This is a genomic window from Rhodococcus sp. PAE-6, from assembly GCF_025290685.1.
Lineage (GTDB): Bacteria > Actinomycetota > Actinomycetes > Mycobacteriales > Mycobacteriaceae > Rhodococcus > Rhodococcus pyridinivorans.
In genome coordinates, this window is sequence record NZ_JAOCLZ010000003.1 from 294,315 (window position 1) to 321,041 (window position 26,727).

Below are 26,727 nucleotides of genomic sequence, written 5' to 3' on the forward strand. Positions count from 1 at the left end.
TTGTGACATGAGGGCATGGCTGGTCTGGGGTATCGGAGTCTTCGCCTACATCGTCGCCGTCCTCCACCGGACGGCGTTCGGTGTCTCCGGACTCGCCGCCACCGAACGCTTCGATATCTCACCGTCGGTGCTGTCCGGCTTCGTCGTCCTCCAGCTCATCGTCTACGCGGGGATGCAGATCCCGGCCGGTGTGCTCCTCGACAGGTTCGGTTCGCGGCGGATGATCGCGACCGGCGCCGTGATCCTCGCCGTCGGTCAGGCGATCCTCGCCGTCACCGAGTCGCTGCCGGTCGCGTATCTGGCCCGAGTGCTGGTCGGTGTCGGTGACGCCCTGACGTTCATCTCGGTGCTGCGGCTCGTGCCGGTGTGGTTCGCGCCGCGCCGCGTACCTGTCGTTTCGCAGCTGACGGGCATCTTCGGCCAGCTCGGCCAGGTGCTGTCGGCGGTGCCGTTCGTCCTGCTGCTCACCGGCACGGGATGGACGGCCGCCTACGGCAGTGCCGCGGCGCTCGGCCTGCTCGCGTGCGTGCTGGTGTTCGCGGTCGTGCGCGACACCCCGCCCGGTGAGACGCGCGAAGCCACCGCGTCAGGGCTGCGGGAGGTGATCGGCGGGCTCGGCACGGTGTGGCGGCGCCCCGGCACCAAACTCGGCTTCTTCACCCACATGGGCACGCAGTTCTCGGTGACGACCTTCGCGCTCATGTGGGGCGTGCCGTATCTGGTCTCCGCTCAGGGCCTGTCACCCGCGGCGGCCGGCTCGATGCTGACCGTCTCGGTGGTCACCGCCATCTCCGCCGGACCCATCCTCGGCGTGCTGTCGGGACGTTTCCCGACCAGACGCTCGTGGCTCGTGCTCATGATCATCCTCGCCAGCGCAGTGACGTGGTCGGCGGTGCTCGCCCTGCCCGGACCCGCACCGCTGTGGCTGCTCGTGGTGCTCGTCGTCGTCATCTCGGTGGGCGGGCCGGGATCGATGATCGGCTTCGACTACGCCCGCACCTTCAATCCCGGGACCGCGCTCGGCACGGCCAACGGCATCGTCAACATCGGTGGCTTCCTCGCGACACTGCTGGTCGTGCAGACGATGGGCATCGTGCTCGACCGGCTCGGCGGCTACACCTTCGACGCCTTCCGCGTCGCATGGTTCGCGCAGTACCCGATCTGGGTGATCGCGCTCATCGGGGTGCTCGTGACCCGAGGACGCGCCCGCCGCGAGGCCGGCATCGAAGCGCGTTCGCTGCGGGCGGTCGTGCTCGACCGACTCGGTCGGGGTAAGCGCTGAACTCGGTTGGGGCAAGCACTGGGCTTCGAGGCGTCCGGATGCCTCGATCGACGATCGGCGGGAGTCCTGTTCGAGTGGACCGTCTCGCATCACTGCAGGTCAGGGCGGTCAGAACCGCCTGTCGTGGTCGGACTGGCAGACTCGATCCCGGAAGTGATCGAGGAGGAATCGAGTGAAGACGACGGTGGGCGAACCCGAACCGGGACTACCGACACCGGACGACGTGCAGGCACCGCTGGTCGCAGTGGAGCATCTCGCGCAAGATCTGCGACGCGCACTCATGGTGTACAAGTTCGGCATCGACGAGATGATGACGAAGATCAACATCCTGCGCGAGGAGTTCACCTACGCCCGCGAGTACAACCCGATCGAGCACGTGAAGTCGCGGTTGAAGAGTCCCGAGTCGATCCTCGCCAAGGCGGAACGGAAGGGTGCGCCCGCCTCGCTCGACGGCATCCGCGAGGCCGTCCGCGATATCGCAGGCATCCGCATCACGTGCAGCTTCACGTCGGACGTCTACCGGATCATCGACATGATCACGAGCCAGCTCGACGTGACGGTCGTCGAGATCGAGGACTACATCGCGCGCCCGAAGCCCAACGGGTACAGCAGCGTGCACGTGATCGTCCAGATCCCGGTGTACATGTCCGACCGGGTCGAGCGCGTCTACGTCGAACTGCAGATCCGCACGGTCGCCATGGACTTCTGGGCGAGCCTGGAACACAAGATCTACTACAAGCACGACCGCGAGGTACCGGACGAACTGCGCGAGGAGCTCCGCCTCGCCGCGGAAACTGCGCGCGATCTGGACCTGCGGATGGAAGCACTGCACCGCCGCGTCCACGGCCCGAACAACGGGAACTGACCGAGGTACGCAATGCGGGGTGAAGGCTCGCAACGTGGTCGGTCACTGTCGGCGTTGCGAACCCACCACCGGTGTTGCGTGCCCATCACCATTCCCACTGTTGACGCGGAATCTTCCGCGCGATACGTAAGCGTTCACGCACAGGGAGGGGACGGAGGAGTTCTGGGGCCTCGGGTGTGGTGACGAGATGGCGATCTTCGGGACACCCATGGAGGCGGTCGATGAGTCCGAGCAGCGTGTTGGGTTCGCTGACGAGAACGTACGCCATCACGGTGAAGGCACCCGGCTGGTCGTGAGGCACGCGCGGACGTGTCACACGGAATCCCGGAACACGGAACCTCATGAGCGGATGGTGTATCTCCGCACCACGAGACGTCACTGTGTAGACGTCGGGCACGATCTGCTCGATGTCCTCCCACCGGACGAATACATCCGACACTGCGCGACGGTAGAGCCAACTCGTGCGACGCTGAATGCCTTCTGTATAGAGGTACAGACCTCCACGTGGTCGCAACAGGAACGGAAGGGCACCCGCGAGGACCACGGCCAAGGTCGTCCACATCCAGAAAGAACCGTCCGGAGGGTGAGGGTCGGAAAGCTCGTTCATCCCTCGTCGCTCGTCGGCTGAACGGATGCCGATCGCCACTATCACAGTGAAGAAGGACAGCCAGAAGGCCGCGTGCGCGTAAAGCAACCGTTGATAGGGAATTTCGATTCCACGTCCATGGGTGTCGTCGTGACAGTGCCGGATCCCGGGGTGCAATCCGATCCGTTGGAATCCTGCCATGTGGAACATGTGTGCTGCGGGCAGCATGACCACTGCGGCGATGAACAAGGAGTCGATCATCGAGGTCGAATGATCCTCACCGGCGCCCCAGGCCAGCACCGTGACGGTGAGCCAGGCCGGAATGGCACCGAGGGCAAACAAGAACGGCCGGAAGCGTTGTGGCCATACAGGATCGAATTGGCGCTGTACAGAAGAGTTTCCGGCATAGTCACTCATGTAGCCTTCCCTCCTGCCGCATGATCAGACTTTCGTGGATTGTGTGAATGTGAACGTCGAGCGACCCGAGACTGTCGGAGCGTGCAGTTGCCGTCAGTTGCGTCAGGTAGCGGTCGTACTCGTGGTCGATCACGAGATATCGCGTCACGGCGGTGTACTCGACGTCGTCCACTCGATAGGAGCCTTGGATGATCACCGATCGGTGCCCGCGGAAATCGGATGTGTCGCGGAGCGTCTCCCTCCACGCGGGCAGTTCGCGAGCTTCACGCGCCGCGACCTCCAGCAGTTCGTCCGTCGGCCGCCATTTCGACAGTGCGCAGTGGAGGAGGACGGCGTTGGGCACCCAATCGTCCGCGACGTGCTCGGGAGCCACGAGAACCGTATGTGCATGCGGAAAGACATCGCGAGGGAGAACTATCCAACCCTCCGGCGCCTGGAGTTCCGGTTGCGGGTGCCGCGGATCGTCCGGGTCGCAGGGGCTCAGTCCGACTTCGTGTGTTGCGAGGTAGTCGGAGAGCGTCGCCTGAATCGAAGCGTTCACCGAGACGCTTCCTGGTGGCGTACCATCCGGAATCGTTCTCGCAACGGCGGTGGTCTGAGAAGTTCGGCCGCGTCTTCCCGAGCGAGGAGCGTGCGGTCGTTCGGGCGTTCGCTCATCTGTCGGATCAGGGTCAAGAGGGCGTTGGGTTCGGCGATGAGCCAGGTGCAGACGATGGCGAGAGTGTGTTCTTCGTCGTGGGGGATGCGCGCTTCGGGCGGAATATGCCCGGTCGTGTGGATGTGGATCATCGGAGTGCGGACGTCGCCGGATCCGGAACGGGTCACGATATCCGTTCCGATGATGCCTTCGATAGCGTCCCAACGCACGAACTGCACGGTGGCATTGTTTCGTCGGAGCTTGCGAGAGCGCACGACTCTTTCGATTCCTTGCGGGTACAACCCCAATGTTGTCGGGAGCCGGAACCATGCGAACACTGCCGATGCGATCAGGGCGACGACCCCACCCACGAACATGAAGATTGCAGTGGCGTGAGGGTCGCGACCGTAAGGCAACTCGGATTTGTCGGTGATGTAGATGGTCAGCGCCGCTACGGCCAGGCATCCGAGGCCGACCACGACGAGCAGGACCATGAAAATGGTTAGAGGCGTAAGTCCTCCAGGAACAACGATGCCCGTGCCATATTCCGGATGCCTGTAACTTCTGATGCGTGGCGAATACAGGACATGTCGAATCCCGCCGAGTCTGACACACATCACGCCCATGAGCAGCATTGCTGCTCCGTACAACAGCGAACCGATCGTGGATACCAACTCCTCGTGGAGGATATTCGCAGAACTGTCAACCAGACTCCACGTAGCGAAGACCAGAACACATACCCCTGTTATGCACCATCCGATTCGAAGACGTTGCGGCCAACAGGGCGCGTCGGAGGAACTATCGGCGCGAACGTGATTCCGGTCTTCCGGCGTGCCTTCGGTCGTCACCACAACTCCTGGATCCTCTTGGATGTGTACCACGTGGCAAAGCCCCCGAACACAAGCCCGACAGCGAAGCCGGCGGCGGTGCCGACCCCTGGAACGACCGAGCCGGTCGCAGCGCCGATAGCCGCGGTAGTTCCCTTCGACGCCAGGAATGCACCGACCATGCCGACAACGGTTCCGGCGCTCTCGGACACCACCGCCTCGGTGGGATCCATGCCTCCCTTGATGTCGTTGACGATCGCAGGAACGGTGCCTACTGCAGCGGCAGCCGGGTTCATTCCACGTGCGATGTTGCGTGCGACATCGTCGCCCGAGGCCACTGCCGCGTCGGTCAGGAGTTCCTTGGTAGCTCCGGACATTGCGCCGATGGACGACGCTGCGATGGTCGATGGCCAGTCAGGCCACCAGGAGAACTCGCCGTTCTCGTTCTGCACGACCTTCCCCGGCGCCGCGGCATCCCGGGTCGCTTCGAGTACCGCAACGGCGGCGGTGATGCGATCGGCAGTTTCCGTTGCGGCTCGCGACGCCTGTTCGAGAGCGCCGGTGACGGCGTGGGTCAGTTCCGTTGCTTCGTGTTCGAGGCGAACGCGGGTCTCTGCGACGGCTTCGGCCGGCAGTATCGCCGAGAGGGTGTGGATCTGGTCGGAGGGGTCGACGGTGCCGTCGTCGTGCACGGTGAACCCGGACTGTTCGGCGCCGCCCACGACCGACAGGAGGTGCAGGCGGGTGCCTTCGACGAGCCACGCGCCGGTGCGGTACGCCTCCGCGACCTGCAGGAGGGCTTCGGCGATGGAGCTGCCCAGCGAGCGTTCGCGGACCACTCGCGCGGCGGCGGCACGCGCGGCGTCGCCGGACCATCGCTCGGCGAGCACATCCTGCTCGGTGAGCAGACCTTTCATGCGGTCGTCGAGTGTGTCGACGAGCACGTCGAGGTGGTCGGCGGTGATTCGCAGCGCGTCGGGATTCCAGGACCGGACCGCGGCGACTCCCGGTCTCATCCGTGCTGATCCATCGCCGAGAGTGCAGCCACGAAGTCTGTCTCTGTGACGACGTAGTCGTTCGCGGCGCCGTCGGTGATGTCGACGATCTCGCGCAGGCGACTGCACACGTTGCCGAGTGCTTGATCGGTGGCGGTGAAGGCTCGTGCGCAGGCGGCCGTGAATTCTGTTCCGGGAAGTGCTGATTGCGACACGGCATACGGTTCGCCGACGTCCCAGTCGTCGATCGCGTCGGCGGTGTCCGCCACGAAGGTTGCGAATGTGCGCAGCACTTCAGGATCTACGTGCAATGTCACCACTGCCCCCCGACAGAATCCCCCGATACGTCCGGGTGGGGACGATAGCAGACGGCGCCCTCACGGAGCCGGAGCGGACCGTCGGGCGACTTCGAGCGGGGCATCGGTCGTACGCGAGGTACGCAACACGTAGTGAAGGTTCGCAACGCCGGCAGTTGCTGGCCGTGTTGCGAACCCGGAACTGTTGTTGCGTACCTCCCGGCTGTCCGGATACACAGACGCCCCCGCCGTTCCGAGAAGGAACGGCAGGGGCGTCCGAGTGAGGCCTACTTGTAGTCGTCTGAATCGAAGCGTTCATCGAGACGCCTCCTGGTGGCGTGCCATCCGGAATCGTTCTCGCAAAGTCGGTCCCAGAAGGTCGGTTGTGTCCGGCTGTCACTACAACTTCCTGAATCATTTTGAATGTGTACGGCGTGGCGGCGCTGTCTCTGGGGTGACGAACCGGTCGTCACTTGCTGCGGCAGGGGATCGAGGTACGCAACATGCAGTGAGGGTTCACAACGACGTCAGTTACTGGCCGCGTTGCGAACCCGATGTTGCTGTTGCGTACCTACCGGTTGTTCCCGTGCTGACGCGACGGCTTGCGTGCTGCGCGGAATCGTTCCCGCAGCGGCGGAGGGCGCAAAAGTTCGACTGCATCGGATTTCGTGAGGAGTTCGCGATCGCACGGATTCTCTACCAGACGTTTCATGAGTGTGAACAGAGTGTTGGGCTCCACAGCGAGTTGATGAACCATCACCGCAAACCTGTTGACTCCGTCGTGACGGGTCCGGAGGTCTTCTGCCGTCGGTGAAACGGTGAAAAGGTCGACTACCGGATACTGTGCGGACCCCAAGCGGACGCCGAGATCTCCGACCTCGATACGCTCGATCTCGTTCCAGGGAATGAAGTGATCGATCACCTGCGCATGAGTCAGAACTCGTCTACAGACCCGCCTCCGGATACCCCCGCGATATATGTCGAGTCGCGTGTCCGATCGGACGGCCAGAAGAAACACCGCCGTCGCAAAGCAGACGAATACCAGAACAATCAAGAAGGGAAGCCCCTCGCTCTCGGCTCGACCGTGTGGGAGAAGGCTTTCGCCGGACCGATGTGAAACCGCGATCGCTGCAGCGAGACTGTAGGTTCCGAGCGCGAGTGCGGTACCGACGACAGTCGAGATTCCCCAACGACGTGTCGGTATCCGGATTCCAGCACCGTGCTCGGGATGATGGTGATGAACCACCAGCCGTGACAAGGCGAGATGACGGATTCCCGCTTCGTAGAAGCAGATCGGACTCGATAGGGCGAGTCCGAGCGTGATTCCTGCGAAACCGACGGCGGCTAGGACATCATCCTGTCTCCACTGTTGCAGCGTGAGTGCAGCGAAGACAGGCACCAGCGCAATCATGAGTACTGAGATCAACATTGCCACAACATGAAAGTGCTGTGGCCACGGCCAATGGATGGCACACGCATTTTCAGGTGGCTTGTCTGGCTTCATCATGCGTGACCTGAAGAGCGCTGAGCGCCAATTGAATAGATTGCTCAACGCCATAGTCCTTGTAATCCTCTCGAGACACCCAGCCCAATCGTGGCACCGAGCACGGTCCCGGCAACAAGACCTACGCCGGTTCCCACGCCCGGTGCGATCAATGACCCTGCCACTCCTCCGACAAGTTTGCCCAAACCGGAGCCGATCCTGTATCCAAATGCAGCGCCAATACTCTCGGTAACGACTGCTTCGGCCGGGTCCATTCCGGTCTCGATGTCGTTCGAGATCGCGGGGATCACTCCTAATGCTGCTCCCACGGGCCCAATTCGAGACGCAATACGGCCGGCAACGTCGTCCCCGGACGCTGTCGCAGCACTCTTCAGTCCCTCCTTCGTCGAGTCTGCGGTCAACCCGATAGTGGCTCCCGCTATAGAGGCCGGCCAATCCGGAGGCCAGAACGAGAACTCACCGTTCTCGTTCTGCACGACCTTCCCCGGCGCCGCGGCATCCCGGGCTGCTTCGAGTACCGCAACGGCGGCGGTGATGCGATCGGCAGTTTCCGTTGCGGCTCGCGACGCCTGTTCGAGAGCGCCGCGGATGGCGTGGGTCAGGTCCGTTGCTTCGTGTTCGAGACGTGCACGGGTCTCTGCGACGGCTTCGGCCGGCACCATCGCCGAGAGGATGTGGATCTGGTCGGAGGGGTCGACGGTGCCGTCGTCGTGCACGGTGAACCCGGACTGTTCGGCGCCGCCCACGACCGACAGGAGGTGCAGGCGGGTGCCTTCGACGAGCCACGCGCCGGTGCGGTACGCCTCCGCGACCTGCAGGAGGGCTTCGGCGATGGAGCTGCCCAATGAGCGTTCGCGGACCACTCGCGCGGCGGCGGCACGCGCGGCGTCGCCGGACCATCGCTCGGCGAGCACATCCTGCTCGGTGAGCAGACCTTTCATGCGGTCGTCGAGTGTGTCGACGAGCACGTCGAGGTGGTCGGCGGTGATTCGCAGCGCGTCGGGATTCCAGGAGCGGACGGCGGCGACTCCCGGTCTCATCCGTGCTGATCCATCGCCGAGAGTGCAGCCACGAAGTCCGTCTCTGCGACGACGTAGTCGTTCGCGGCGCCGTCGGTGATGTCGACGATCTCGCGCAGGCGACTGCACACGTTGCCGAGTGCTTGATCGGTGGCGGTGAAGGCTCGTGCGCAGACGGCCGCGAATTCTGTTCCGGGAAGTGCTGATTGCGACACGGCATACGGTTCGCCGACGTCCCAGTCGTTCATCGCGTCGGCGGTGTCCGCCACGAAGGCTGCGAATGTGCGCAGCACTTCAGGATCCACGTGCAATGTCACCACTGCCCCCCGACAGAATCCCCCGATACGTCCGGGTGGGGACGATAGCAGACGGCGCCCTCACGGAGCCGGAGCGGACCGTCGGGCGACTTCGAGCGGGGCGTCGGTCGTACACGAGGTACGCAACACGTAGTGAAGGTTTGCAACGCCGGCAGTTGCTGGCCGTGTTGCGAACCCGGAACTGTTGTTGCGTACCTCCCGGTTGTGTGCGCGCTGGCGTGACGAGGTGCGTGCTGCGCGAAATCGTCTACCCTTCCGACTGAATTCTCCGATACGCCGCGCGTGACGGTAGCAGCGATCGGTCGGGGTGCCGTGGAAGGAGCCGAGATGTCCTACGTCCGTCTCAGGGGAGAACTGCTGTGCCACAGCGAGGCCGAGCGTGAGATCATGCTCGGCCATCTGCAGTGTCATATTGACCTGACGCGCGCCGAACCCGGTTGTGTCTCGTTCGAAGTCCTGCCGACCGACGACCCTATGGTGTGGCGCGTCGAGGAAACCTTCGTCGACGTCACCGCGTTCGAGATGCATCGAACGCGGGTGGCCCGCAGTGAGTGGGGACGGCTGACCGTCGGTATCGGGCGCCGGTACGAGATCGAGGGTGCGGATACACAGACGCCCCCGCCGTTCCAAGAAGGAACGGCAGGGGTGTCCGAGTGAGGCCTACCTGTAGTCGTCTGAATCGAAGCGTTCATCGAGACGCCTCCTGGTGGCGTGCCATCCGGAATCGTTCTCGCAAAGTCGGTCCCAGAAGGTCGGTTGTGTCCGGCTGTCACTACAACTTCCTGAATCATTTTGAATGTGTACGGCGTGGCGGCGCTGTCTCTGGGGTGACGAACCGGTCGTCACTTGCTGCGGCAGGGGATCGAGGTACGCAACATGCAGTGAGGGTTCGCAACGCCGTCAGTTACTGGCCGCGTTGCGAACCCGATGTTGCTGTTGCGTACCTACCGGTTGTTCCCGTGCTGACGCGACGGCTTGCGTGCTGCGCGGAATCGTTCCCGCAGCGGCGGAGGGCGCAAAAGGTCGACTGCATCGGATTTCGTGAGAAGTTCGCGATCGCGCGGGTTCTCTGCCAACCGTTCCAAAAGCGCGAACAGAGTGTTCGGCTCCGTCACGAGCTGGTGGGCCATGACCGCCACTCGACACTCCGAATCATGTCGAGTCCGAGCTTCTGGTGGAATCGGTTCGTTCGTATGAAGATCGATTACCGGGTGGACCGTAGTTCCACCACCGACTCCGAGGCTACCTACCCCAATCCGGGCAATACCTTCCCAGGACAGGGAGATGTCGAATACCTGTTTCTTGAAGAAGACTCGACGACGTACGTAGCGGCGTACACCTCGTGGGCTGATGTACAGGGTCGTCTCGAAACGGATGGAGACGATCAGGACCGCGATCAGGCCCATGCCGGCGGCGCATACCGCTATGAAGAGGGCACTCTCACTGTTGTCTCGGTTGATCGGCAACAGTGCTTCGCCGAGGCCGCTGTGCCATGTGAATGCTGCTGCGGAACCATAGGCGGCCAACCCCAGCATGACTGCGACTGTTGTCCACACTTCGGTTCTTCGTGTTGGGATGCTGATACCCGGACCGCGGTCGCGATCGTGACGAAATCTGATGTCCCGGTGCGGTCGAAGGTCCCGAAGACCCGCACGCCGAAACGAGGATCGGGCGATGACGAACAGCGCAATCGAGCCGCCTGCCGCACCGAGTGTGACTTGGAAGTCGTTCGTTCGGATCGTGTCCTGGACGAATGCGAAGCTCACGCAAGCTGCGATAAGCAGCGCAATCGACAGAACTAGTGGCACTATCCTGAGCGGTTGTGGCCAGGGCGCTTCGGATGGCGTCGATCGGATGTTGTCGACGAGTTCGTCAGGTGTCCGAACTTTTTTTCCTCGCTTCAACAAGCACCTCGCTCGTACGTGAGGGGTGAGATCATTTCCACACCTACTGGCCAAGACCTGAAACCGCGAAATGACCTGGGACTCCGGCCGGTGGATTCTCTGACGCGTCCGCGCGCAACCTACGTGTTTCCTCACCGCGTCGTGTGAGCAATTCTGGCTTCACGAAGCCGTTTTCGAAGCGGGGGAGGGCGGAGCAGTTCGACTGCCCCCCTTTGTCCTACATAGCTCCGCTGATCCGGATTCGTCCGTAGGTGTTCGAGAAGCGCGAAAAGTGTGTTCGGCTCCGCCACCAGTTGATGCGCTGTAATGCTTACGGGGTGGGTCGAATCATGCCCGGTGCTCGAAGTGTCGGCTCCAGTTGCGCTGTAAAGGTGGATGATCGGCCGACCCGCGGATCCTGTACGTGGTGGTAGTTCCCTGGGTTCTATGCGACCGATATCGTCCCAGGGTAGGAAAGTCGAATCATCTCGTACAGAGAGGAATGATCGTCGCCTCCGAATTCGCTCCACCCCGGACGGAAAGATCCTTAATTCGGTTGTTGCGCGGAAGGCGAAGACAAAGAGCGCAAGAGCGGTCATGACGATTGCACCGGCGAGTAGAAGCACGGCACCGGGGAGTGTGTCGCGACCGGAAGGCATCAGGGACTCGCCGAATCCCAGGAACCATCCAAGTGAAGCGGAAGCACCATATGCGGCGGTGCCGAAGAGGATTCCCGAGAGGATCCGGGTGTTCGATTTTCGAACCGGGATCGCCAAGCCGAGTCCTCGCACGGGATCCTCATGAACCGTAATCGACCGGGATAACCCGAGATATCGGATTCCGGCATCACGGATGCCGATGACGAAGAGCGAAATTGCTAGTGCTGTTCCACCTGCGAAGCCGACGAAGTAGGTAGCGTCCCCACGCTCGGCGCCCTGGAAAGACGAGTATGCGAGAAGGATTGCAAGACTGAACATGGCGACGGAGAAAACGGCATCTGTGCAGCGAAGGCACTGAGGCCATGCCTGGTTGTCGTCCGGAAGGCCGACGGGCATCGTTGGGTGCTGGTGTTGCATAAGTCTGGCCTGTTCCTTTCAACGCGGTGGACGACTCGAATCAATGCAGTGCTGCTTGTAGAACCTTGGAGGTCAACCAGGAAATGGAAGCGCCGGCCGTCGCGCCCGCCACCAGTCCGACTGCGGTTCCGATCCCCGGCGCGACAAGGGATCCAACAAAAGCTCCGGCCTTCAGGCCGCCCCAGTAGCCGAGCGCAGCGCCGGCGCCTTCTGTTACGACTGCCTCGGCAGGATGCATCCCACCTTCGATGTCGTTGACTATCGCTGGGACCACTCCGAGTGCCGCCCCAGCCGGCCCGAGCTTTTGCGAGACTCCACGGGCGAGGTCGTCACCGGACGCTGTTGCTGCCGCTGTAAGACCCTCTTTCGTTCCGTCGGCCATCACGCCGATGGTGGAGGCTGCCGTCGTAGCTGCCCAGTCAGGCCACCAGGAGAACTCGCCGTTCTCGTTCTGCACGACCTTCCCCGGCGTCGCGGCATCCCGGGCTGCTTCGAGTACCGCAACGACGGTGTTGATGCGATCGGCTGTTTCGGTTGCGGCTCGCGACGCTTGTTCGACAGCGCCGGTGACGGCGTGGGTCAGTTCCGTTGCTTCGTGTTCGAGACGGACGCGGGTCTCTGCGACGGCTTCGGCCGGCAGCGTCGCCGAGAGGGTGTGGATCTGGTCGGAGGGGTCGACGGTGCCGTCGTCGTGCACGGTGAACCCGGACTGTTCGGCGCCGCCCACGACCGACAGGAGGTGCAGGCGGGTGCCTTCGACGAGCCACGCGCCGGTGCGGTACGCCTCCGCGACCTGCAGGAGGGCTTCGGCGATGGAGCTGCCCAGCGAGCGTTCGCGGACCACTCGCGCGGCGGCGGCACGCGCGGCGTCGCCGGACCATCGCTCGGTGAGCACATCCTGCTCGGTGAGCAGACCTTTCATGCGGTCGTCGAGTGTGTCGACGAGCACGTCGAGGTGGTCGGCGGTGATTCGCAGCGCGTCGGGATTCCAGGACCGGACCGCAGCGACTCCCGGTCTCATCCGTGCTGATCCATCGCCGAGAGTGCAGCCACGAAGTCTGTCTCTGTGACGACGTAGTCGTTCGCGGCGCCGTCGGTGATGTCGACGATCTCGCGCAGGCGACTGCACACGTTGCCGAGTGCTTGATCGGTGGCGGTGAAGGCTCGTGCGCAGGCGGCCGCGAATTCTGTTCCGGGAAGTGCTGATTGCGACACGGCATACGGTTCGCCGACGTCCCAGTCGTCGATCGCGTCGGCGGTGTCCGCCACGAAGGCTGCGAATGTGCGCAGCACTTCAGGATCCACGTGCAATGTCACCACTGCCCCCCGACAGAATCCCCCGATACGTCCGGGTGGGGACGATAGCAGAAGGTGTCTCCCGAGTCGGAGTGGAGAGGGGGAACGCGTTCGGACCGTACTCGTGGTTGATCAGGAGGCACGCAACACCTCGTGAAGGCTCGCAACACCGGCAGTCGCTGGCCGTGTTGCGAACCCGGAACTGTTGTTGCGTACCTCCCGGCTGTCCGGATGCGCAGACGCCCCCGCCGTTCCGAGAAGGAACGGCAGGGGCGTCCGAGTGAGGCCTACTTGTAGCTGTAGAAGCCCTCGCCGGTCTTGCGACCCAGGCGACCCGCGTCGACCATGCGGCGCAGCAGTGCCGGGGGTGCGTAGTGCGGCTCGGCGAACTCGTCGTACAGCGACTGCGCGGCGTTGAGGGTGATGTCGAGGCCGACGGTGTCGATGAGGGTCAGCGGACCCATCGGGTAGCCGCAGCCGCCCTTCATCGCGGCGTCGATGTCTTCCTTCGTCGCGTAGCCCGACTCGAGCATGCGCACTGCCGAGCACAGGTACGGGATGAGCAGGGCGTTGACGATGAAACCCGCACGGTCGCCTGCGCGCACGGCCGTCTTGCCGAGGGTGTTCTTCGCGTAGTCGAACACCGTGTCGGCGGTGGCCTCATCGGTGGTGAGCGCCGAAATGATCTCGACGAGCGGCATCACCGGCACCGGGTTGAAGAAGTGCACGCCCACGACCTTGCCGGGCCGCTGCGTCGCCTGCGCCATCTTGATGACGGGGATCGACGACGTGTTGGTGGCGAGGATGCCTTCGGGCTTCACGATCTTGTCGAGCTCGGAGAAGATCTCCACCTTGAGAGACTCGATCTCGGGGGCGGCCTCGACGACGAGGTCGCGGTCGGCGAACTCCTTCAGGTCGAGGGTGACGCGGATCCGTCCGAGGACCGCGTCGGCGTCCTCCTGCGTGATCTTGCCGGACTTGACGCCACGTCCGATCGACTTCTTCAGACGCTCGCGTGCCGCGGCGGCGAACTCCTCGGTGGTCTCCTTGACGAGGACGTCGCTACCGGCCTTGGCGCACACCTCGGCGATACCGGCACCCATGGTGCCGCCGCCGATCACGCCTACCTTTTCCACTGCCACTGCGGTAACTCCTGATCGCTTCGATGTTCCGGGGGTAACCTACGCGACCGGTGTCAGCGCAGCAGCGCGCGCGACATGACGACGCGCTGGATCTGGTTGGTGCCCTCGTAGATCTGCGTGATCTTCGCGTCGCGCATCATGCGCTCGACCGGGAAGTCGGTGGTGTAGCCGGCGCCACCGAACAGCTGCACGGCGTCGGTGGTGACCTCCATGGCGACGTCCGAGGCGAAGCACTTCGCGGCGGCCGAGATGAAGCCGAGGTTGGGCTCGCCGCGCTCGGCGCGAGCAGCGGAGGTGTAGACCATCAGGCGTGCGGCCTCGACCTTCATCGCCATGTCGGCGAGCATGAACTGCACACCCTGGTTGTCGGAGATCGGGCGGCCGAACTGCTTGCGGTCCTTGACGTAGGCGGTCGCCGCGTCGAGGGCGCCCTGGGCGAGGCCGACGGCCTGCGCACCGATGGTGGGGCGGGTGTGGTCGAGGGTCGCGAGAGCGGTCTTGAAGCCGGTGCCCGGCTCGCCGACGATGCGGTCGCCGGGGATGCGGCAGTTCTCGAAGTACAGCTCGGCGGTGGGGGAGCCCTTGATGCCGAGCTTCTTCTCCTTCGGTCCGACGACGAAGCCCTCGTCGTCCTTGTGGACCATGAAGGAGGAGATGCCGTTGGCGCCCTTCTCGGGGTCGGTGACGGCCATGACGGTGTACCAGGTGGACTTACCACCGTTGGTGATCCAGCACTTGGAGCCGTTGAGGATCCAGTCGTCGCCGTCGGCCTTGGCGCGGGTGCGCATGGAGGCGGCGTCGGAGCCGGCTTCGCGCTCGGACAGCGCGTAGGAGGCCATCGCGCCGTTGACGATATCGGGGAGGACCTTGGCCTTGAGTTCGTCGGAGCCGCGGAGGATCAGGCCCATGGTGCCGAGCTTGTTGACGGCGGGGATCAGCGAGGAGGAGCCGCATACTCGGGCGACCTCTTCGATGACGATGCAGGCGGCGATCGAGTCGGCGCCCTGGCCTTCGAACTGCTCGGGCACGTGGATGGCGTTGAAGCCCGACTTGTTGAGGGCGTCGAGGGCTTCCTGCGGGAAGCGGGAGTTCTCGTCGACGTCCTTGGCGTAGGGCGCGATCTCCTTCTCGGCGAGCGCGCGGATGGCCTCGCGCAGCGCGTCGTGCTCCTCGGAGAGCTTGAACAGATCGAAGTCGGGATTGAGGGCCATGACGGCGGACTCCTAACGGCACGCGGTGCCAGATTTGCGAACGTAGCTCCCTCGACGATATCGGGGCGAGGGTTCGCGACGTGACGGAATGAGTCGATTGTAACCACGGCACTCAGTGCCAGGTCAACGGCGCTGCTGTGCGCCTTCGAGTTGGAGCCGAACCTGCTCGGCGATCTCGGCCGGTGTCAGGTGGGCCGGATAGGTCACCACCGCGACCGCCGGCGGAGCCGGCGCGACCTTCCCGTTCGTCGCGCCTTCTGGCACCGGAACCACCCCGTACGTGCGGCGGAGCTCGAGCAGCTCCTGCTCGAGGCGTTCGGCAGTGGCGGTCTCGTCGCCGCGGATCATCGCGCGCAACACGAAATTGTGCGTGGCGGTCATCGCCGCCGCGAAGCTGACGGTGCGCACCGGCTTCTCCGTCGGGACGGCGGCGCGCAGGAAGTCGGTGAACAACCGCTCGTAGCGGTAGGTGGTGACGAGTTCGCGCTCCCGCAGCGCCGGCACCCGCTGCACCACCCGATACCGCCACACCGCCAGCTCGCGCCGGTCCCGGAAGTGCCCGAAGACGAGCTTGGCCCCCTCGCAGGCCGCCGCCCACGGATCGTCGAAATCCTGCGAGAGGTACTCGGCGACCTGCTCGAGCAGCGACTCGTGATCGGCGAAGATCACGTCCTCCTTCGACCGGAACTGCCGGAAGAAGGTCCGCCGCGACACCCCTGCGGCCGCGGCGATCTGCTCGACGGTGGTCGACTCGTAGCCGAACTCGGAGAACAAACGGATCGCCTGCGTGACGACATGCACCCGGAACTGGGCGGGATCGGGGCCCGTCGAATCGAGGCGACGGGTGCTGTTACCGGTACCGGATGTCATGGCGTCGAGTATCCAATGCAGTCGTGAGGGGTCGGCTCACCCCTCGGCGGCTTCGGCCGATCGCAGCTCGAACTTCAGGATCTTGCCGGTCGAGGTGCGGGGCAGCTCCAGCGGGAAGACGATGTCGCGCGGCACCTTGTACCCGGCGAGCAGCGTGCGCGTGTAGTCGATGATCTCCTCGGCCGTGACCGATTCGCCCTTCTTCAGGATCACGAACGCCTTGGGACGCTCACCCCACTTCTCGTCCGGAACGCCGACGACCGCGACGTCGAGCACCGCCGGGTGGCTGACGATCGCCTGCTCGACCTCCACGGTCGAGATGTTCTCGCCGCCGGAGATGATGATGTCCTTCGCGCGGTCCTTGAGCTGGATGTATCCGTCCGGGTACATCACGCCGAGGTCGCCGGTGTGGAACCAGCCGCCGCGGAACGCCTCCTCGGTCGCGTCCGGGTCCTTGTAGTAGCCGAGCATGACGTTGTTGCCGCGCAGCACGATCTCGCCCATGGTCTCGCCGTCGGCGGGCACGTCGTTCATGTCCTCGTCGACGACCCGCGCGGTCTCGGCCTGCAGCATGCCCACACCCTGACGGGAGAGCAGCGCGGCGCGTTCGTCGGCCGGCTTGTCGTCCCAGCTGTCCTGGTACTCGCAGATCGTGTACGGGCCGTACACCTCGGTGAGTCCGTAGACGTGGACAACCGTGATGCCGATCTGTTCGAGCTGGGCGATCACCGTCGGCGACGGCGGCGCGCCGGCCGTGGTGATCCGCAACGGACGGTCGAGTGGATGAGCCTGCTCGGCGTTCGCGATGGTCGAGCACACCGCGGGCGCACCGCACAGGTTGGTGACACCGAGGTTGTCGATGGCATCCCAGATCGCGTCGGCCCGCACCGCCCGCAGGCAGATGTGGGTGCCCGCCGCAGCGGTCACCGCCCAGGGCGTACACCAGCCGTTGCAGTGGAACATCGGCAGTGTCCACAGATACTTGCTCTGCCCGTCGAAGCTGTTGTGGAAGGTCTCGCCCAGCGAGTTCAGGTACGCGCCGCGATGGGTGTACATCACGCCCTTGGGTTTGCCGGTCGTGCCCGAGGTGTAGTTGAGGGTGATGACGCCGAGCTCGTCGTCGACGCTCCACGGCAGCGGCGTCGCATCGAGCGAGTCGGCCTGCGCGAGGAACTCGTCGTACCGGGCGGTGGCCACCCCGGCGGGTACCTCGGGAGCGGGCACGGTGGAGTCGGGGACCTCGATGATCTCGGCGACGCCCGGAACGTTGTCGCGGACGTTCGCGACCGATCCGAGCAGTTCGGAGTCGACGAACAGCAGCTTCGTCTCGGAGTGGTCGAGGATGTACTCGAGTTCCGGCCCGGCCAGGCGCGAGTTCAGCGCGACCAGCACACCGCCTGCGAGCGGAACCGCGAAATGCGCGATGAGCATCTCGGGCACGTTCGGAGTCAGGTACGCGATCTTGTCGCCCGGCTCGATACGGCTGCGCAGCACGCGCGCGAGCCGCTGCGCCTCGTCGGCGAACTCGGCGTAGGTGTACGTGCGGTCGCCGTGGATGATCGCGGTGCGATCCGGGAACACCGCCGCGGACCGTTCGAGGAAGCGCAGCGGGCTCATCTGGCTGTAGTTCGCGGCTCCGGTCGAGCCGGGACGGACGGGGGCGATGGACACGGATACCTCCGGGGTGGCCTACTCGGATTCCGGCGTCTTCTGTGATCGTTGCAACACCGGGCGATGTGCAGGTTACAAATCGTGGAACTGGCCCCTCTACCCTCGAAAGTGGGTGTTCGGAGGGAAGAGCAGGAGCAATCGATGGATGTCGCCGTGCCGGGTGTGTTGCGTCCCGACGATCTCGACACCCTCCGCGCCACGCTGCGCGACCTCGAGGCGACGACGGAACTACCGGTGCTCTTCGGTGGCGCGGTGCAGGGCTCGGACGTCGTCCTGTCCGGATTCGTCGGAACCCGCGGTCGTGCCCTGCGCAATCTGGTGATCGCCGCCGAACGTGGACTCGGCGGTCGGGTGGTCGTCGAACAACGTCCCGGCGCGGTCGCCGACTACTTCACCTCCCCGCACATCACCCACCACTACGACCGGCAGGTCGCCGGGGAGGGAATCGAGTCGTTGCTCGCCGTGCCGGTGGTGGTGCGCGGACGCACCCGGGCGGCGATCTACGGCGGGCTGAGGGTCAATCGGCCCATCGGCGACGTCGTAGCGGAGAAGGTCGTGCGGTCGGCCGCGGAGCTCGCGCGGGAGATCGAAATCCGCGACGAGGTGGACCGTCGCGTGTCGCTGATCGGGAACACGCGGGCCGCGCACGGCGCCACCGTGCCTGCCTCCGTCTCCGAAGCGCTGACGGAAAGCCTCGTGGCGCTGCGGGCGATCGCGGCGCGCACCGACGACCCGGTGATCAGGGAACAGGTGCGGAACGTCGAGGAGACACTGGCCCGGGCGCGCGACGGTGCGTCGCAGCCGCGGACGCATCTGACCGCGCGCGAGCACGACGTGCTGAGTCATGTGGCGCTGGGCTGCCGCAACGCGGAGATCGCCGACAGGTTGTCGCTGCGCGTGGAGACGGTGAAGACCTATCTGCGCAACGCCATGGACAAACTCGATGTGCGCAGTCGGCACGCGGCGGTCGTCGAGGCGCGGCGGCAGGGACTGCTGCCCTGATCGACCGCACTCCTGATCAGCGGCGGCGCAGTCGCCGGAAGAACTCGCGGATCGCGCGCAGCGCGCGCCGGAACCTGGTCTCGGTCGCGGGACGCTCGAGGACATCGGTACCCACCGGCGTGGGGAGCCGGACGGGCCAGCTGTCGTCGACGTCGACGACCTCGCGACCCAGCCCGCGCAGGTACTCGGCAAAGCTGCGTTGCCGTTCGGCGTGCCAGGCGGCCTGATCGGCCATGATGTCGAGTTCGGCGAGCTCGGGGAATCTCGCCACGAGCGCGCGGGTCAGGTGGCCGGCGGCGAGCGCGTCGGCCTCGGCCTCGTGCGGATTCGGCAGCGACACCCCGTACGCCTCGCACACCGCCTGCAGTGTGCGCCTGCCGGGCCGGCTGCGGTCCATCTCCCGGTCGATGACGTACGGGTCGACGACCGTGCCGATGTCGAGCCCCGTCAGGCCGAGCCGGCGTCCTTCGGCGTCGAGGACCGTCAGGTCGTAGCTGGCGTTGAATGCGACGACGATGTGGCCGCGCGCCCACGCGTCGCTCACGGCCTGCCGGATCTGCTTGTATCCCTCGAGATAGTCGAGTCCTTCGGCGCGGGCGTGGGCGGTGGTGATGCCGTGGATCGCGGTGGTCTCCTCGGGTATCGCGATACCCGGGTCGAGCAGCCACGAGCGTGTGTCGATGCGGTCGCCGTCGAAGGTCGCGACGCATGCCGTGACGATGCGGGCGTTGCGGGGATCCCGGTCGGTGGTCTCGAGATCGAACGCGCAGATCGGTCTGTCCGGCCAGTGCGTCATGTTCCGTCCTCGCGTCCGTCGGATGATGATCTGTCGAACGCATTGTTGCGGGAGGCACCGACATGCTCCGTCGCGGCCGCGACGGGCATCCGCACAAGGAGAGAACCTCAGATGGTGTCGGTGCAGACCACGAAGTTGCGTTCCCGGTACACGAACCCACCCTCGGACGTCGAGCAGGCGTTCACGTCGGAGGTGTCGAGCAGGATCTCGGTGACCTCCTCGCCCTGGACCGCGGGCTCACCGCAGTCGATGCGCTGCGGATCCTCGCCGCCGAGGTCGATGCAGTCGCCCACCACCCAGTCGATGTCGAGACACAACGCGCCGACCTCGATGCCGCCGAAGGACTCGTAGTAGGTCTGGTCGATGTCGCCGGGGCACATGGCACTGGCATCGACGACGTCGACGACCTTGTAATTCGAGCTCGGGCTGCCGCACACCGCGTAGTCGATGGTCGCGTCGTCGACCGTGCCGCCGAGCGCGACGCATTCGCCGGCTGCGACGTCGACGCTCAACTCGGTCGACGACGACGCCGACGGGGTCGTGGTGGGTAGGGAGAAGGACGGCGCCGTGGACGTGTCCAGGGCGTTCGCGGCGGGCACGGCCTGCCCTTCGACCTGGGTCGCGCATCCTCCAAGCACCCCTGCTGCCGCCAACGCCACCGCGGCACCGGCCGCCCCTCGGAGAATGTTCATGGTCGAAGAGCCTACGGAAGTGCTGCCGGTACCCGTACAGGGTGGAACGATGTGCCGCATGGACCTGCCTGTGGTGCCGCCGATCGCCCCGATGCTCGCCAAGGTCTCCTCCACCGTCCCCTCCCAACCCGAAGACGGTCCCGACGAGTGGTCCTACGAACCCAAATGGGACGGTTTCCGGGCGATCGTCTTCCGCGACGGTGACGAGGTGGTTCTCGGCTCGCGCGGAGGTAAGGACCTCGTGCGCTACTTCCCGGAACTCGCCGACGCCGCGCGCGCCGAACTGCCCCGCAGGTGCGTGGTCGACGGGGAGATCGTCGTCCCGCGCGAACACGACGGCCGCACCCGACTCGACTGGCAGGCGCTGTCCGAGCGGATCCATCCGGCCGCCAGCCGGGTCACGATGCTCGCCGAGCAGACACCGGCCGTGTTCGTCGGTTTCGATCTGCTCGCTCTCGCCGACGAGAATCTCATGGAGACCCCGTCCGCGGAGCGGCGCGCGCGGCTGCGGTCCGAGATCGGCGGGGGTAAGAGCTGTCATGTCACGGTGGCCACGACCGACACCGATACCGCCCGCCGCTGGTTCGAGGAGTTCGAAGGGGCCGGCCTCGACGGCGTGATCGCCAAGCGACTCGACGGGCTCTATGTGCCCGACAAGCGGGAGATGCTCAAGCTCAAACATGCCCGCACCGCCGACTGCGTCCTCATGGGCTACCGCATGCACAAGAGCGTCGAGGGAATCGGGTCGTTGCTGCTCGGGCTCTATCACGACGGCGAACTTACGATGGTCGGCGGAGCCTCGGCGTTCACGCGGGAGCGGCGCGAGGAACTGCTCGCCGAACTGCAACCGCTGCGACTCGGGGACGACGTCGTCGAGCAGGGCGAACCGACGCGGTGGCGTTCGGCGGTGGACCGCAGCTGGGTGCCGTTGCGTCCCGAACGTGTCGTGGAGGTCGCGTACGACCAGATGGAAGGTGTGTCGGGAGCGGGGATGCGGTTCCGGCACGCAGCGAAGTTCCTGCGGTGGCGTCCCGACCGTGACCCCGAGAGCTGCACGTTCGACCAGCTGGAGGTGCCGGTGCGCTACGACCTGTCGGATGTGCTCGACCGGACGGAGGACTGACATGGCCACGAAGCGTTCGCCCGCGGAGGAGTTGGACGTCGACGGCACGCCCGTGCGGTTGTCGAACCCCGACAAGATCTACTTCCCGCAGCTCGGCGCCGCAGGTGGCACGAAGCGGCACCTCGTGGAGTACTACCGCAGGGTCGCCACCGAGTTCGACGCACCGATCCTGACGGCTCTGCGCGATCGGCCGACGCATCTGCAGCGCTTTCCCGACGGCATCGAGGGGGAGGAGATCTATCAGAAGCGGGCACCGGTCAAGCGACCCGACCACGTGGCGACCTGCGAGATCACGTTCCCGTCGGGGCGTACCGCCGATGCGCTGCGTGTGTGTTCGGCCGCCGACGTGGTGTGGGCGGCCAATCTCGGGTGCGTGACCTTCCATCCGTGGCCGGTGCGCTGCGGCGACACCGACCGTCCCGACGAATTGCGCATCGACCTCGACCCGCAACCGGGAACCGATTTCGGCGACGCGCGGACCGTGGCGCTGGAGGTCGTGCGCCCGCTTCTCGACGAACTGGGACTCGCCGGATATCCCAAGACGTCCGGTGGGCGGGGACTCCACATCTATCTGCGGATCGTGCCCGAATGGGATTTCGTCGGAGTCCGTCGTGCGGGGATCGCGCTCATGCGTGAGATCGAGCGGCGCAGCGACGGGCGGGCGACGACGGCGTGGTGGAAGGAGGAGCGCGGAGAGCGGCTCTTCCTCGACTACAACCAGAACGCGCGCGACAAGACGATCGCCTCGGCCTACTCGGCCCGTCGCACCCCGATCGCGACCGTCTCGACTCCGCTGACCTGGGACGAGCTGGTCGACGCCGAACCTGACGACTTCACGATCGCCACGGTGCCGGATCTGCTGGCGAAGCGCGGCGATCCGATGGCGGATCTCGATGCGCATGCGCACTCGCTGGACGTTCTGCTCGAGATGGCCGAACGGGACGAGGCGAACGGTATCGGCGACCTGCCGTATCCGCCGAATCACCCGAAGATGCCGGGGGAGCCGAAGCGCGTCCAACCGTCCCGCGACACCGACCGGGCAAAGGACACGTGAACCGGAACGTTCGGGGAATCGCGTCCCTGTCGTGACCTCGAGTATGAGTCCTCCCGAGGTGCGAGTCCATAAACTGTCCGAGAGAACAGTCACTCGAGGTTCGGAAGGGTCGATGTCGTGATTCGCTCGTGGGCGTCCGGTCGGGTTCTCGGCGTCGGGGCAGTATTCGCTGCCGCCATCGGGGTCGGTTTCCTCATTCCTCAGACCGCGTCCGCGGCCACGACGTGCACGGCACCGCCGGGTGCCCCGGCCGAGATCGTGCAGATCGACGGGGGCGAAGCGTGTGGTGCGTCCACCGACGGCACCGCCGAGGCGTGGAGCTATGCCGAGCGGGGCGTGGGATTCGCCGATGCCCGCAGTGCCGCACAGGTGGTGGCCGCCGGATTCGACGGCGGTGTCGGCGCCGGGGAAAGCACGTCGGGACGGCTGTTCGCGATCGGCGTGGGGGAGGAGGCCCTGGCGCTCGGTGTGCTCGAAAGTCCGGGCACGGCGGTCGTCGCCGCGGGTCCGCAGTCGCAGGCCTATGTGGGCGACGCCGACGATCCGGTGTTGTGCGAGGGCACGGCGGCGGCCGCGTTCGAACTCGAGGCCGCACGCGGGTGTGTCGTGCTGGGCGACTTCCGGTACTTCACTCCTGGCGCGCAGACGCCGCCGTCGCCCCTGCCGTAGATTCGGCGCGTCTCGCCGGGATCCTCGACAGACAGACTGTACGTAAACCCTTCCTTTACGTTCCGTGTCGTCGTAGCCTGTCGCACATGCCGATGGAGGTGTCGCGATGACGACCGGAGCAGTCTTCGAACCTGCCGGGGCGACAGCGTCGTTCGCACCGGTGCACGTCCCGGGGCGGATCGACGCCCGGCCGGGCCCGGCGGCGCCGACCGAGATGGTCGTCGATCCGCGATTCCTGCGGCTGGCCGACGCGTTCTTCTCGCTGTACAAGCGGCCCCGGGACGGCGGCGGCGCACTCACCGCCTATCTCCACGGTGAGAAGGTCCTCGACATCTGGTCCGGCTGGTCGGCCCCCGACAAGCGGTGGAGCCGCGACACCATGGCGTTGTCGTTCTCGACCGGTAAGGGCGTGGCGTCGACCGTCGTGCACCGTCTGGCCGAGCGCGGAGTGATCGACTACTTCGCGCCCGTTGCGCAGTACTGGCCGGAGTTCGCCGCGAACGGCAAAGATGACATCACCGTCGCGGACGTCATGACCCACCGATCCGGCCTGCACCGGGTGCGCGGTCTGGTTCCGGGGACGCGCGGGATCCTCGACTACGAGACGACCGTCGCGGCGCTCGAGCAGGCGGCACCGGATCGACGGCGGCGACGCGGCTCGGGCTACCACGCCGTCACCTACGGATGGCTCGTCGCCGAACTCGTGCAGCGGGTGACCGGTCTGCCCTTCGTGGAGGTCGTGGAGCAGGAGATCGCCCGGCCCCTCGGCGATCCCGATTTCTGGTACCGCGTGCCTCACGACGAACGGGGCCGTATCGCGAAGCTCTTCCCGCGGCTCGCCCCGGTCGGCCTGCACTGGGGTGCGAGCGCCGCGGTCCTGTCGCGACTCGAACCGACCCGCGGTCTCGCCGAGGCCGCGATGCCCGACGGCTTCGACAGGCTCGTCGGCGACCCGGCCGTGCACGACTCGGTGATGCCGGGCTGGAACGGTGTGTTCACCGCCCGCTCGCTCGCGCGTATGTACGGGGCGATAGCCGCCGGCGGGACGATCGACGGCGTGAAGTTCCTCGACGCCACCACGATCGACGAGATGTCGCGCGTGCGGGTGCGCAGCCGGGACTACGTGCTCGGTGTGCCGATGGCGTGGCGGCTCGGCTACCACCAGCCCATCTTCGCGAGCATCCAGCGTCCGCGCGGTGCGCTCGGGCACTACGGAGTGGGTGGCTCGGGGGCGTACGCCGATCTCGACACCGGTCTGTCGCTCGCCTTCGTCACCAACCGGCTCGGTGCCGGCGCGATCCCGCTCGGGGACCTGCGTCTGGCGCGGCTGGGCGAACTCGCCCGGTTGCTCGCTCGTCGTGCCTGAATCTTTCTGTCATTTTCGTGGTTCCGGGGACGGGGGTCCCTCGGGGGCGGGACGATCCGAATCGGAGCATCGTCGATTCGAGGAGTTCAGCCATGAGCCATGTCTACCGGGTGATCGAGGTCGTCGGATCGTCGACGACGGGAGTCGACGACGCGATCGCGAAAGCGGTGGCGCGAGCAGCGGAGACCACGCGGCATCTCGAGTGGTTCGAGACGGTCAACATCCGGGGCCACATCGACGACGGCCGGGTGGCCCACACGCAGGTCACTCTCAAGATCGGTTTCCGCATCGAATCGAGCGCCGAAACGGACATCTGAGGCACCTCGACAGCCGGAAATTCGATGATATGGCTTTGAGAACGTGGTTCTCGACCGAAACTGGAACGTGTACTAGTCTGAGGCTCGTTCGTTGTCCGGAATCGGCACTGTAGGCAGGTACAACTGTGGCTTATGTAATCACCCAGGCGTGCTGCAACGACGCCTCGTGTGTCGAGGTCTGCCCGGTCAACTGCATCCACCCGACACCCGACGAAGCACCCTTCGCGACCACGGAGATGCTCTACATCGATCCCGACACGTGCATCGACTGCGGGGCCTGTGTCGACGAGTGCCCGGTGGATGCGATCGCCGCCGACAACGAACTCACGCCGGCGCAGGAGCCGTATCTCGAGATCAACGCCGAGTACTACCGTCGCTACCCGATCGGACCGGACTGGCCCGAGCTGCGCACGCGCCGCAAGCTGCCCGCCGAGCTGGGCACGCTGCGGGTGGCGATCGTCGGCTCGGGTCCTGCGGCGTGCTATGCCGCGATGGATCTGGTGACGCACTCGGCGGTGCAGGTCGACATCTTCGACCGCCTGCCCACCCCCTACGGGCTCGTGCGTGCCGGTGTGGCCCCCGATCATCAGAGCACCAAGGGAGTCGGCGACCTCTTCCGCAGCGCCATCGGCCACAAGAACACCCAGTGCTATTTCAACGTCGAGGTCGGCACCCACATCACCCACGAGGAACTGCTCGCGCACCATCACGCCGTGATCTACGCCGTCGGTGCCGCAGGCGACCGCACGCTGGGCATCCCGGGAGAGGACCTCGTGGGCAGCCGCGCCGCGACCGAGTTCGTCGCCTGGTACAACGGACACCCTGATTTCGCCGACCACACCTTCGATCTGTCGGCCGAACGCGCGGTGATCATCGGCAACGGCAACGTCGCCCTGGACGTCGCGCGAGCCCTGGTGATGGACCCCGACGAGCTCGCGCGCACCGACATCGCCGAGCACGCGCTCGAGGCGCTGCGGAAGTCGAACATCCGCGAGGTCGTGGTCGTGGGCCGGCGCGGCCCGGCGCAGGCCGCCTACACCAACCCGGAGCTGCTCGCGCTCGGCTCGCTGCCCGGTGTCGATGTGGTCGTCGACCCGGTCGAGGTCGAACTCGACCCGGTCAGCCGCGCGCTGATCGACGATCCGGAGGTCGAACCCCGCCTGACGCTCAAGGTGCGGCAGGTCGAGGGCTTCGCGCAGCGCACTCCCACCGAGGGCAACAAGCGGATCGTGCTGCGCTATCTCGCCTCGCCGGTGGAGATCTCCGGCGACGGTGTTGTCGAATCGATCACCCTCGAGCGCAACGAACTGGTCGAGGTCGACGGCCGTCTCGAGGCCCGCCCGACCGGACAGACCGAAATCCTCGAGGCGGGATTGGTGCTGCGTTCGATCGGTTACCGCGGCACCGCGCCGGCCGGTCTGCCCTTCGACGAGCGGCGCGGGGTCATCCCGAACGAGGGCGGCCGGGTGATCGACGCCGAGACCGGAGCACCGGTGCCCGGTGTCTACACCGCCGGTTGGATCAAGCGTGGTCCCAGCGGCGTGATCGGCACCAACAAGCAGTGCTCTGCCGAAACGGTCGAGAAGATCCTCGACGATTTCGTCGAGGGCAAGCTGCCCGAGCCGGTCGCCGATCGGGAGAAGCTGGCGGCGCTGGTCGCCGAGCGGCGTCCGGAGCACATCGATTACCGGGGCTGGCTGCAGATCGACAAGCAGGAGAAGGCCCGCGGATCGGCGGCGGGACGCTCGCGCCTGAAGTTCGTCTCGATCGAGGAGATGCTCGCAGCGTCGCGGATCGAGTAATCCCGTCCGGTG

At 65.6% G+C, this 26,727-nt stretch carries 27 protein-coding genes; 10 read left to right on the forward strand and 17 right to left on the reverse strand.

Annotated elements, in window-relative coordinates:
- Positions 1-7: 7 nt before the first annotated feature.
- On the forward strand, positions 8-1,282 hold the full coding sequence (locus NVV99_RS09255; RefSeq protein WP_024102152.1) for a nitrate/nitrite transporter: 1,275 nt from the start codon (positions 8-10) through the stop codon (positions 1,280-1,282).
- 172 nt (positions 1,283-1,454) lie between these two features.
- The gene (locus NVV99_RS09260; RefSeq protein ID WP_024102151.1) at positions 1,455-2,147 is read left to right on the forward strand and encodes a GTP pyrophosphokinase family protein; all 693 of its coding nucleotides are present in this window, start codon (positions 1,455-1,457) and stop codon (positions 2,145-2,147) included.
- 85 nt (positions 2,148-2,232) lie between these two features.
- Here NVV99_RS09260 and NVV99_RS09265 read toward each other — a convergent pair whose 3' ends face one another.
- The 8 genes from NVV99_RS09265 to NVV99_RS09300 form a co-directional block, all read right to left on the reverse strand.
- Positions 2,233-3,150 carry a hypothetical protein gene (locus NVV99_RS09265; RefSeq protein WP_197539092.1) on the reverse strand — a complete coding sequence of 306 codons (918 nt, stop codon included), beginning with the start codon at positions 3,148-3,150 and terminating at the stop codon, positions 2,233-2,235.
- Entirely contained in the window at positions 3,143-3,691 is a 549-nt protein-coding gene (locus NVV99_RS09270) for an LpqN/LpqT family lipoprotein (protein ID WP_024102149.1), read from the reverse strand. The genes NVV99_RS09265 and NVV99_RS09270 overlap by 8 nt, the downstream gene beginning before the upstream one ends.
- Positions 3,688-4,635, reverse strand: coding sequence for a hypothetical protein (locus NVV99_RS09275; protein ID WP_242411643.1), 948 nt, complete (start codon positions 4,633-4,635; stop codon positions 3,688-3,690). Before NVV99_RS09275 ends, NVV99_RS09270 begins: the two co-directional genes overlap by 4 nt.
- Positions 4,632-5,630, reverse strand: a complete 999-nt coding sequence (locus NVV99_RS09280) for a hypothetical protein (protein WP_024102147.1) — start codon at positions 5,628-5,630, stop codon at positions 4,632-4,634. The genes NVV99_RS09275 and NVV99_RS09280 overlap by 4 nt, the downstream gene beginning before the upstream one ends.
- Positions 5,627-5,926: a hypothetical protein gene (locus NVV99_RS09285; RefSeq protein WP_260782817.1), complete on the reverse strand. Its 300-nt coding sequence runs from the start codon at positions 5,924-5,926 to the stop codon at positions 5,627-5,629. Before NVV99_RS09285 ends, NVV99_RS09280 begins: the two co-directional genes overlap by 4 nt.
- A 550-nt stretch (positions 5,927-6,476) precedes the next feature.
- Entirely contained in the window at positions 6,477-7,412 is a 936-nt protein-coding gene (locus tag NVV99_RS09290; RefSeq protein WP_260782818.1) for a hypothetical protein, read from the reverse strand.
- Between the two features lie 41 nt (positions 7,413-7,453).
- The gene (locus NVV99_RS09295) at positions 7,454-8,449 is read right to left on the reverse strand and encodes a hypothetical protein (RefSeq protein ID WP_024102144.1); all 996 of its coding nucleotides are present in this window, start codon (positions 8,447-8,449) and stop codon (positions 7,454-7,456) included.
- On the reverse strand, positions 8,446-8,721 hold the full coding sequence (locus tag NVV99_RS09300) for a hypothetical protein (protein WP_254707489.1): 276 nt from the start codon (positions 8,719-8,721) through the stop codon (positions 8,446-8,448). Before NVV99_RS09300 ends, NVV99_RS09295 begins: the two co-directional genes overlap by 4 nt.
- 351 nt (positions 8,722-9,072) lie before the next feature.
- Between NVV99_RS09300 and NVV99_RS09305 the strand changes: the two genes are divergently transcribed.
- Positions 9,073-9,402 (forward strand): putative quinol monooxygenase, encoded by a 330-nt coding sequence (locus tag NVV99_RS09305; RefSeq protein ID WP_024102142.1) that lies wholly within the window; start codon positions 9,073-9,075, stop codon positions 9,400-9,402.
- 287 nt (positions 9,403-9,689) lie between these two features.
- Here the strand turns inward: NVV99_RS09305 and NVV99_RS09310 are convergent, their stop codons facing one another.
- From NVV99_RS09310 to NVV99_RS09340, 7 genes are all read right to left on the reverse strand, one after another.
- Complete coding sequence (locus NVV99_RS09310; RefSeq protein ID WP_144376956.1) at positions 9,690-10,511, reverse strand: hypothetical protein; 822 nt, start codon at positions 10,509-10,511, stop codon at positions 9,690-9,692.
- Between the two features lie 1,233 nt (positions 10,512-11,744).
- Positions 11,745-12,725: a hypothetical protein gene (locus NVV99_RS09315; RefSeq protein WP_024102140.1), complete on the reverse strand. Its 981-nt coding sequence runs from the start codon at positions 12,723-12,725 to the stop codon at positions 11,745-11,747.
- The gene (locus tag NVV99_RS09320) at positions 12,722-12,997 is read right to left on the reverse strand and encodes a hypothetical protein (RefSeq protein ID WP_260782819.1); all 276 of its coding nucleotides are present in this window, start codon (positions 12,995-12,997) and stop codon (positions 12,722-12,724) included. Before NVV99_RS09320 ends, NVV99_RS09315 begins: the two co-directional genes overlap by 4 nt.
- A gap of 290 nt (positions 12,998-13,287) precedes the next feature.
- Entirely contained in the window at positions 13,288-14,136 is an 849-nt protein-coding gene (locus NVV99_RS09325; protein WP_006553692.1) for a 3-hydroxybutyryl-CoA dehydrogenase, read from the reverse strand.
- Between the two features lie 59 nt (positions 14,137-14,195).
- On the reverse strand, positions 14,196-15,353 hold the full coding sequence (locus NVV99_RS09330; protein ID WP_006553691.1) for an acyl-CoA dehydrogenase: 1,158 nt from the start codon (positions 15,351-15,353) through the stop codon (positions 14,196-14,198).
- Positions 15,354-15,476: 123 nt separating this feature from the next.
- Positions 15,477-16,223, reverse strand: a complete 747-nt coding sequence (locus NVV99_RS09335; protein ID WP_006553690.1) for a TetR family transcriptional regulator — start codon at positions 16,221-16,223, stop codon at positions 15,477-15,479.
- Positions 16,224-16,259: 36 nt separating this feature from the next.
- The gene (locus NVV99_RS09340; RefSeq protein ID WP_024102138.1) at positions 16,260-17,894 is read right to left on the reverse strand and encodes an acyl--CoA ligase family protein; all 1,635 of its coding nucleotides are present in this window, start codon (positions 17,892-17,894) and stop codon (positions 16,260-16,262) included.
- 141 nt (positions 17,895-18,035) lie between these two features.
- Between NVV99_RS09340 and NVV99_RS09345 the strand changes: the two genes are divergently transcribed.
- Positions 18,036-18,896: a LuxR C-terminal-related transcriptional regulator gene (locus tag NVV99_RS09345; protein ID WP_006553688.1), complete on the forward strand. Its 861-nt coding sequence runs from the start codon at positions 18,036-18,038 to the stop codon at positions 18,894-18,896.
- Between the two features lie 16 nt (positions 18,897-18,912).
- Here the strand turns inward: NVV99_RS09345 and NVV99_RS09350 are convergent, their stop codons facing one another.
- The gene (locus NVV99_RS09350; RefSeq protein ID WP_024102137.1) at positions 18,913-19,692 is read right to left on the reverse strand and encodes a 3'-5' exonuclease; all 780 of its coding nucleotides are present in this window, start codon (positions 19,690-19,692) and stop codon (positions 18,913-18,915) included.
- A gap of 107 nt (positions 19,693-19,799) precedes the next feature.
- Positions 19,800-20,384 carry a hypothetical protein gene (locus tag NVV99_RS09355; protein ID WP_041803464.1) on the reverse strand — a complete coding sequence of 195 codons (585 nt, stop codon included), beginning with the start codon at positions 20,382-20,384 and terminating at the stop codon, positions 19,800-19,802.
- 58 nt (positions 20,385-20,442) lie between these two features.
- Between NVV99_RS09355 and NVV99_RS09360 the strand changes: the two genes are divergently transcribed.
- The 6 genes from NVV99_RS09360 to NVV99_RS09385 all read left to right on the forward strand — a co-directional run bounded on the left by NVV99_RS09360 (position 20,443) and on the right by NVV99_RS09385 (position 26,715).
- Entirely contained in the window at positions 20,443-21,507 is a 1,065-nt protein-coding gene (locus NVV99_RS09360; protein WP_024102135.1) for an ATP-dependent DNA ligase, read from the forward strand.
- Between the two features lies 1 nt (position 21,508).
- Entirely contained in the window at positions 21,509-22,561 is a 1,053-nt protein-coding gene (locus NVV99_RS09365; RefSeq protein WP_024102134.1) for a DNA polymerase domain-containing protein, read from the forward strand.
- Between the two features lie 117 nt (positions 22,562-22,678).
- Entirely contained in the window at positions 22,679-23,230 is a 552-nt protein-coding gene (locus NVV99_RS09370) for a DUF6764 family protein (RefSeq protein WP_006553684.1), read from the forward strand.
- A 106-nt stretch (positions 23,231-23,336) separates the two neighbouring features.
- On the forward strand, positions 23,337-24,596 hold the full coding sequence (locus NVV99_RS09375) for a serine hydrolase (protein WP_051424860.1): 1,260 nt from the start codon (positions 23,337-23,339) through the stop codon (positions 24,594-24,596).
- A 92-nt stretch (positions 24,597-24,688) separates the two neighbouring features.
- Positions 24,689-24,913 (forward strand): dodecin, encoded by a 225-nt coding sequence (locus tag NVV99_RS09380; protein ID WP_006553682.1) that lies wholly within the window; start codon positions 24,689-24,691, stop codon positions 24,911-24,913.
- A gap of 125 nt (positions 24,914-25,038) precedes the next feature.
- The gene (locus tag NVV99_RS09385) at positions 25,039-26,715 is read left to right on the forward strand and encodes an FAD-dependent oxidoreductase (RefSeq protein ID WP_006553681.1); all 1,677 of its coding nucleotides are present in this window, start codon (positions 25,039-25,041) and stop codon (positions 26,713-26,715) included.
- Positions 26,716-26,727: the final 12 nt, after the last annotated feature.

Bases quoted from the DNA above. Each gene is read 5' to 3' on its own strand.
- NVV99_RS09255 (WP_024102152.1), top strand. From the start codon at position 8: ATGAGGGCATGGCTGGTCTGGGGTATCGGAGTCTTCGCCTACATCGTC.
- NVV99_RS09265 (WP_197539092.1), bottom strand. From the start codon at position 3,150: ATGAGTGACTATGCCGGAAACTCTTCTGTACAGCGCCAATTCGATCCT.
- NVV99_RS09280 (WP_024102147.1), bottom strand. From the start codon at position 5,630: ATGAGACCGGGAGTCGCCGCGGTCCGGTCCTGGAATCCCGACGCGCTG.
- NVV99_RS09290 (WP_260782818.1), bottom strand. From the start codon at position 7,412: ATGATGAAGCCAGACAAGCCACCTGAAAATGCGTGTGCCATCCATTGG.
- NVV99_RS09295 (WP_024102144.1), bottom strand. From the start codon at position 8,449: ATGAGACCGGGAGTCGCCGCCGTCCGCTCCTGGAATCCCGACGCGCTG.
- NVV99_RS09305 (WP_024102142.1), top strand. From the start codon at position 9,073: ATGTCCTACGTCCGTCTCAGGGGAGAACTGCTGTGCCACAGCGAGGCC.
- NVV99_RS09315 (WP_024102140.1), bottom strand. From the start codon at position 12,725: ATGAGACCGGGAGTCGCTGCGGTCCGGTCCTGGAATCCCGACGCGCTG.
- NVV99_RS09330 (WP_006553691.1), bottom strand. From the start codon at position 15,353: ATGGCCCTCAATCCCGACTTCGATCTGTTCAAGCTCTCCGAGGAGCAC.
- NVV99_RS09335 (WP_006553690.1), bottom strand. From the start codon at position 16,223: ATGACATCCGGTACCGGTAACAGCACCCGTCGCCTCGATTCGACGGGC.
- NVV99_RS09345 (WP_006553688.1), top strand. From the start codon at position 18,036: ATGGATGTCGCCGTGCCGGGTGTGTTGCGTCCCGACGATCTCGACACC.
- NVV99_RS09350 (WP_024102137.1), bottom strand. From the start codon at position 19,692: ATGACGCACTGGCCGGACAGACCGATCTGCGCGTTCGATCTCGAGACC.
- NVV99_RS09355 (WP_041803464.1), bottom strand. From the start codon at position 20,384: ATGAACATTCTCCGAGGGGCGGCCGGTGCCGCGGTGGCGTTGGCGGCA.
- NVV99_RS09360 (WP_024102135.1), top strand. From the start codon at position 20,443: ATGGACCTGCCTGTGGTGCCGCCGATCGCCCCGATGCTCGCCAAGGTC.
- NVV99_RS09365 (WP_024102134.1), top strand. From the start codon at position 21,509: ATGGCCACGAAGCGTTCGCCCGCGGAGGAGTTGGACGTCGACGGCACG.
- NVV99_RS09375 (WP_051424860.1), top strand. From the start codon at position 23,337: ATGACGACCGGAGCAGTCTTCGAACCTGCCGGGGCGACAGCGTCGTTC.
- NVV99_RS09380 (WP_006553682.1), top strand. From the start codon at position 24,689: ATGAGCCATGTCTACCGGGTGATCGAGGTCGTCGGATCGTCGACGACG.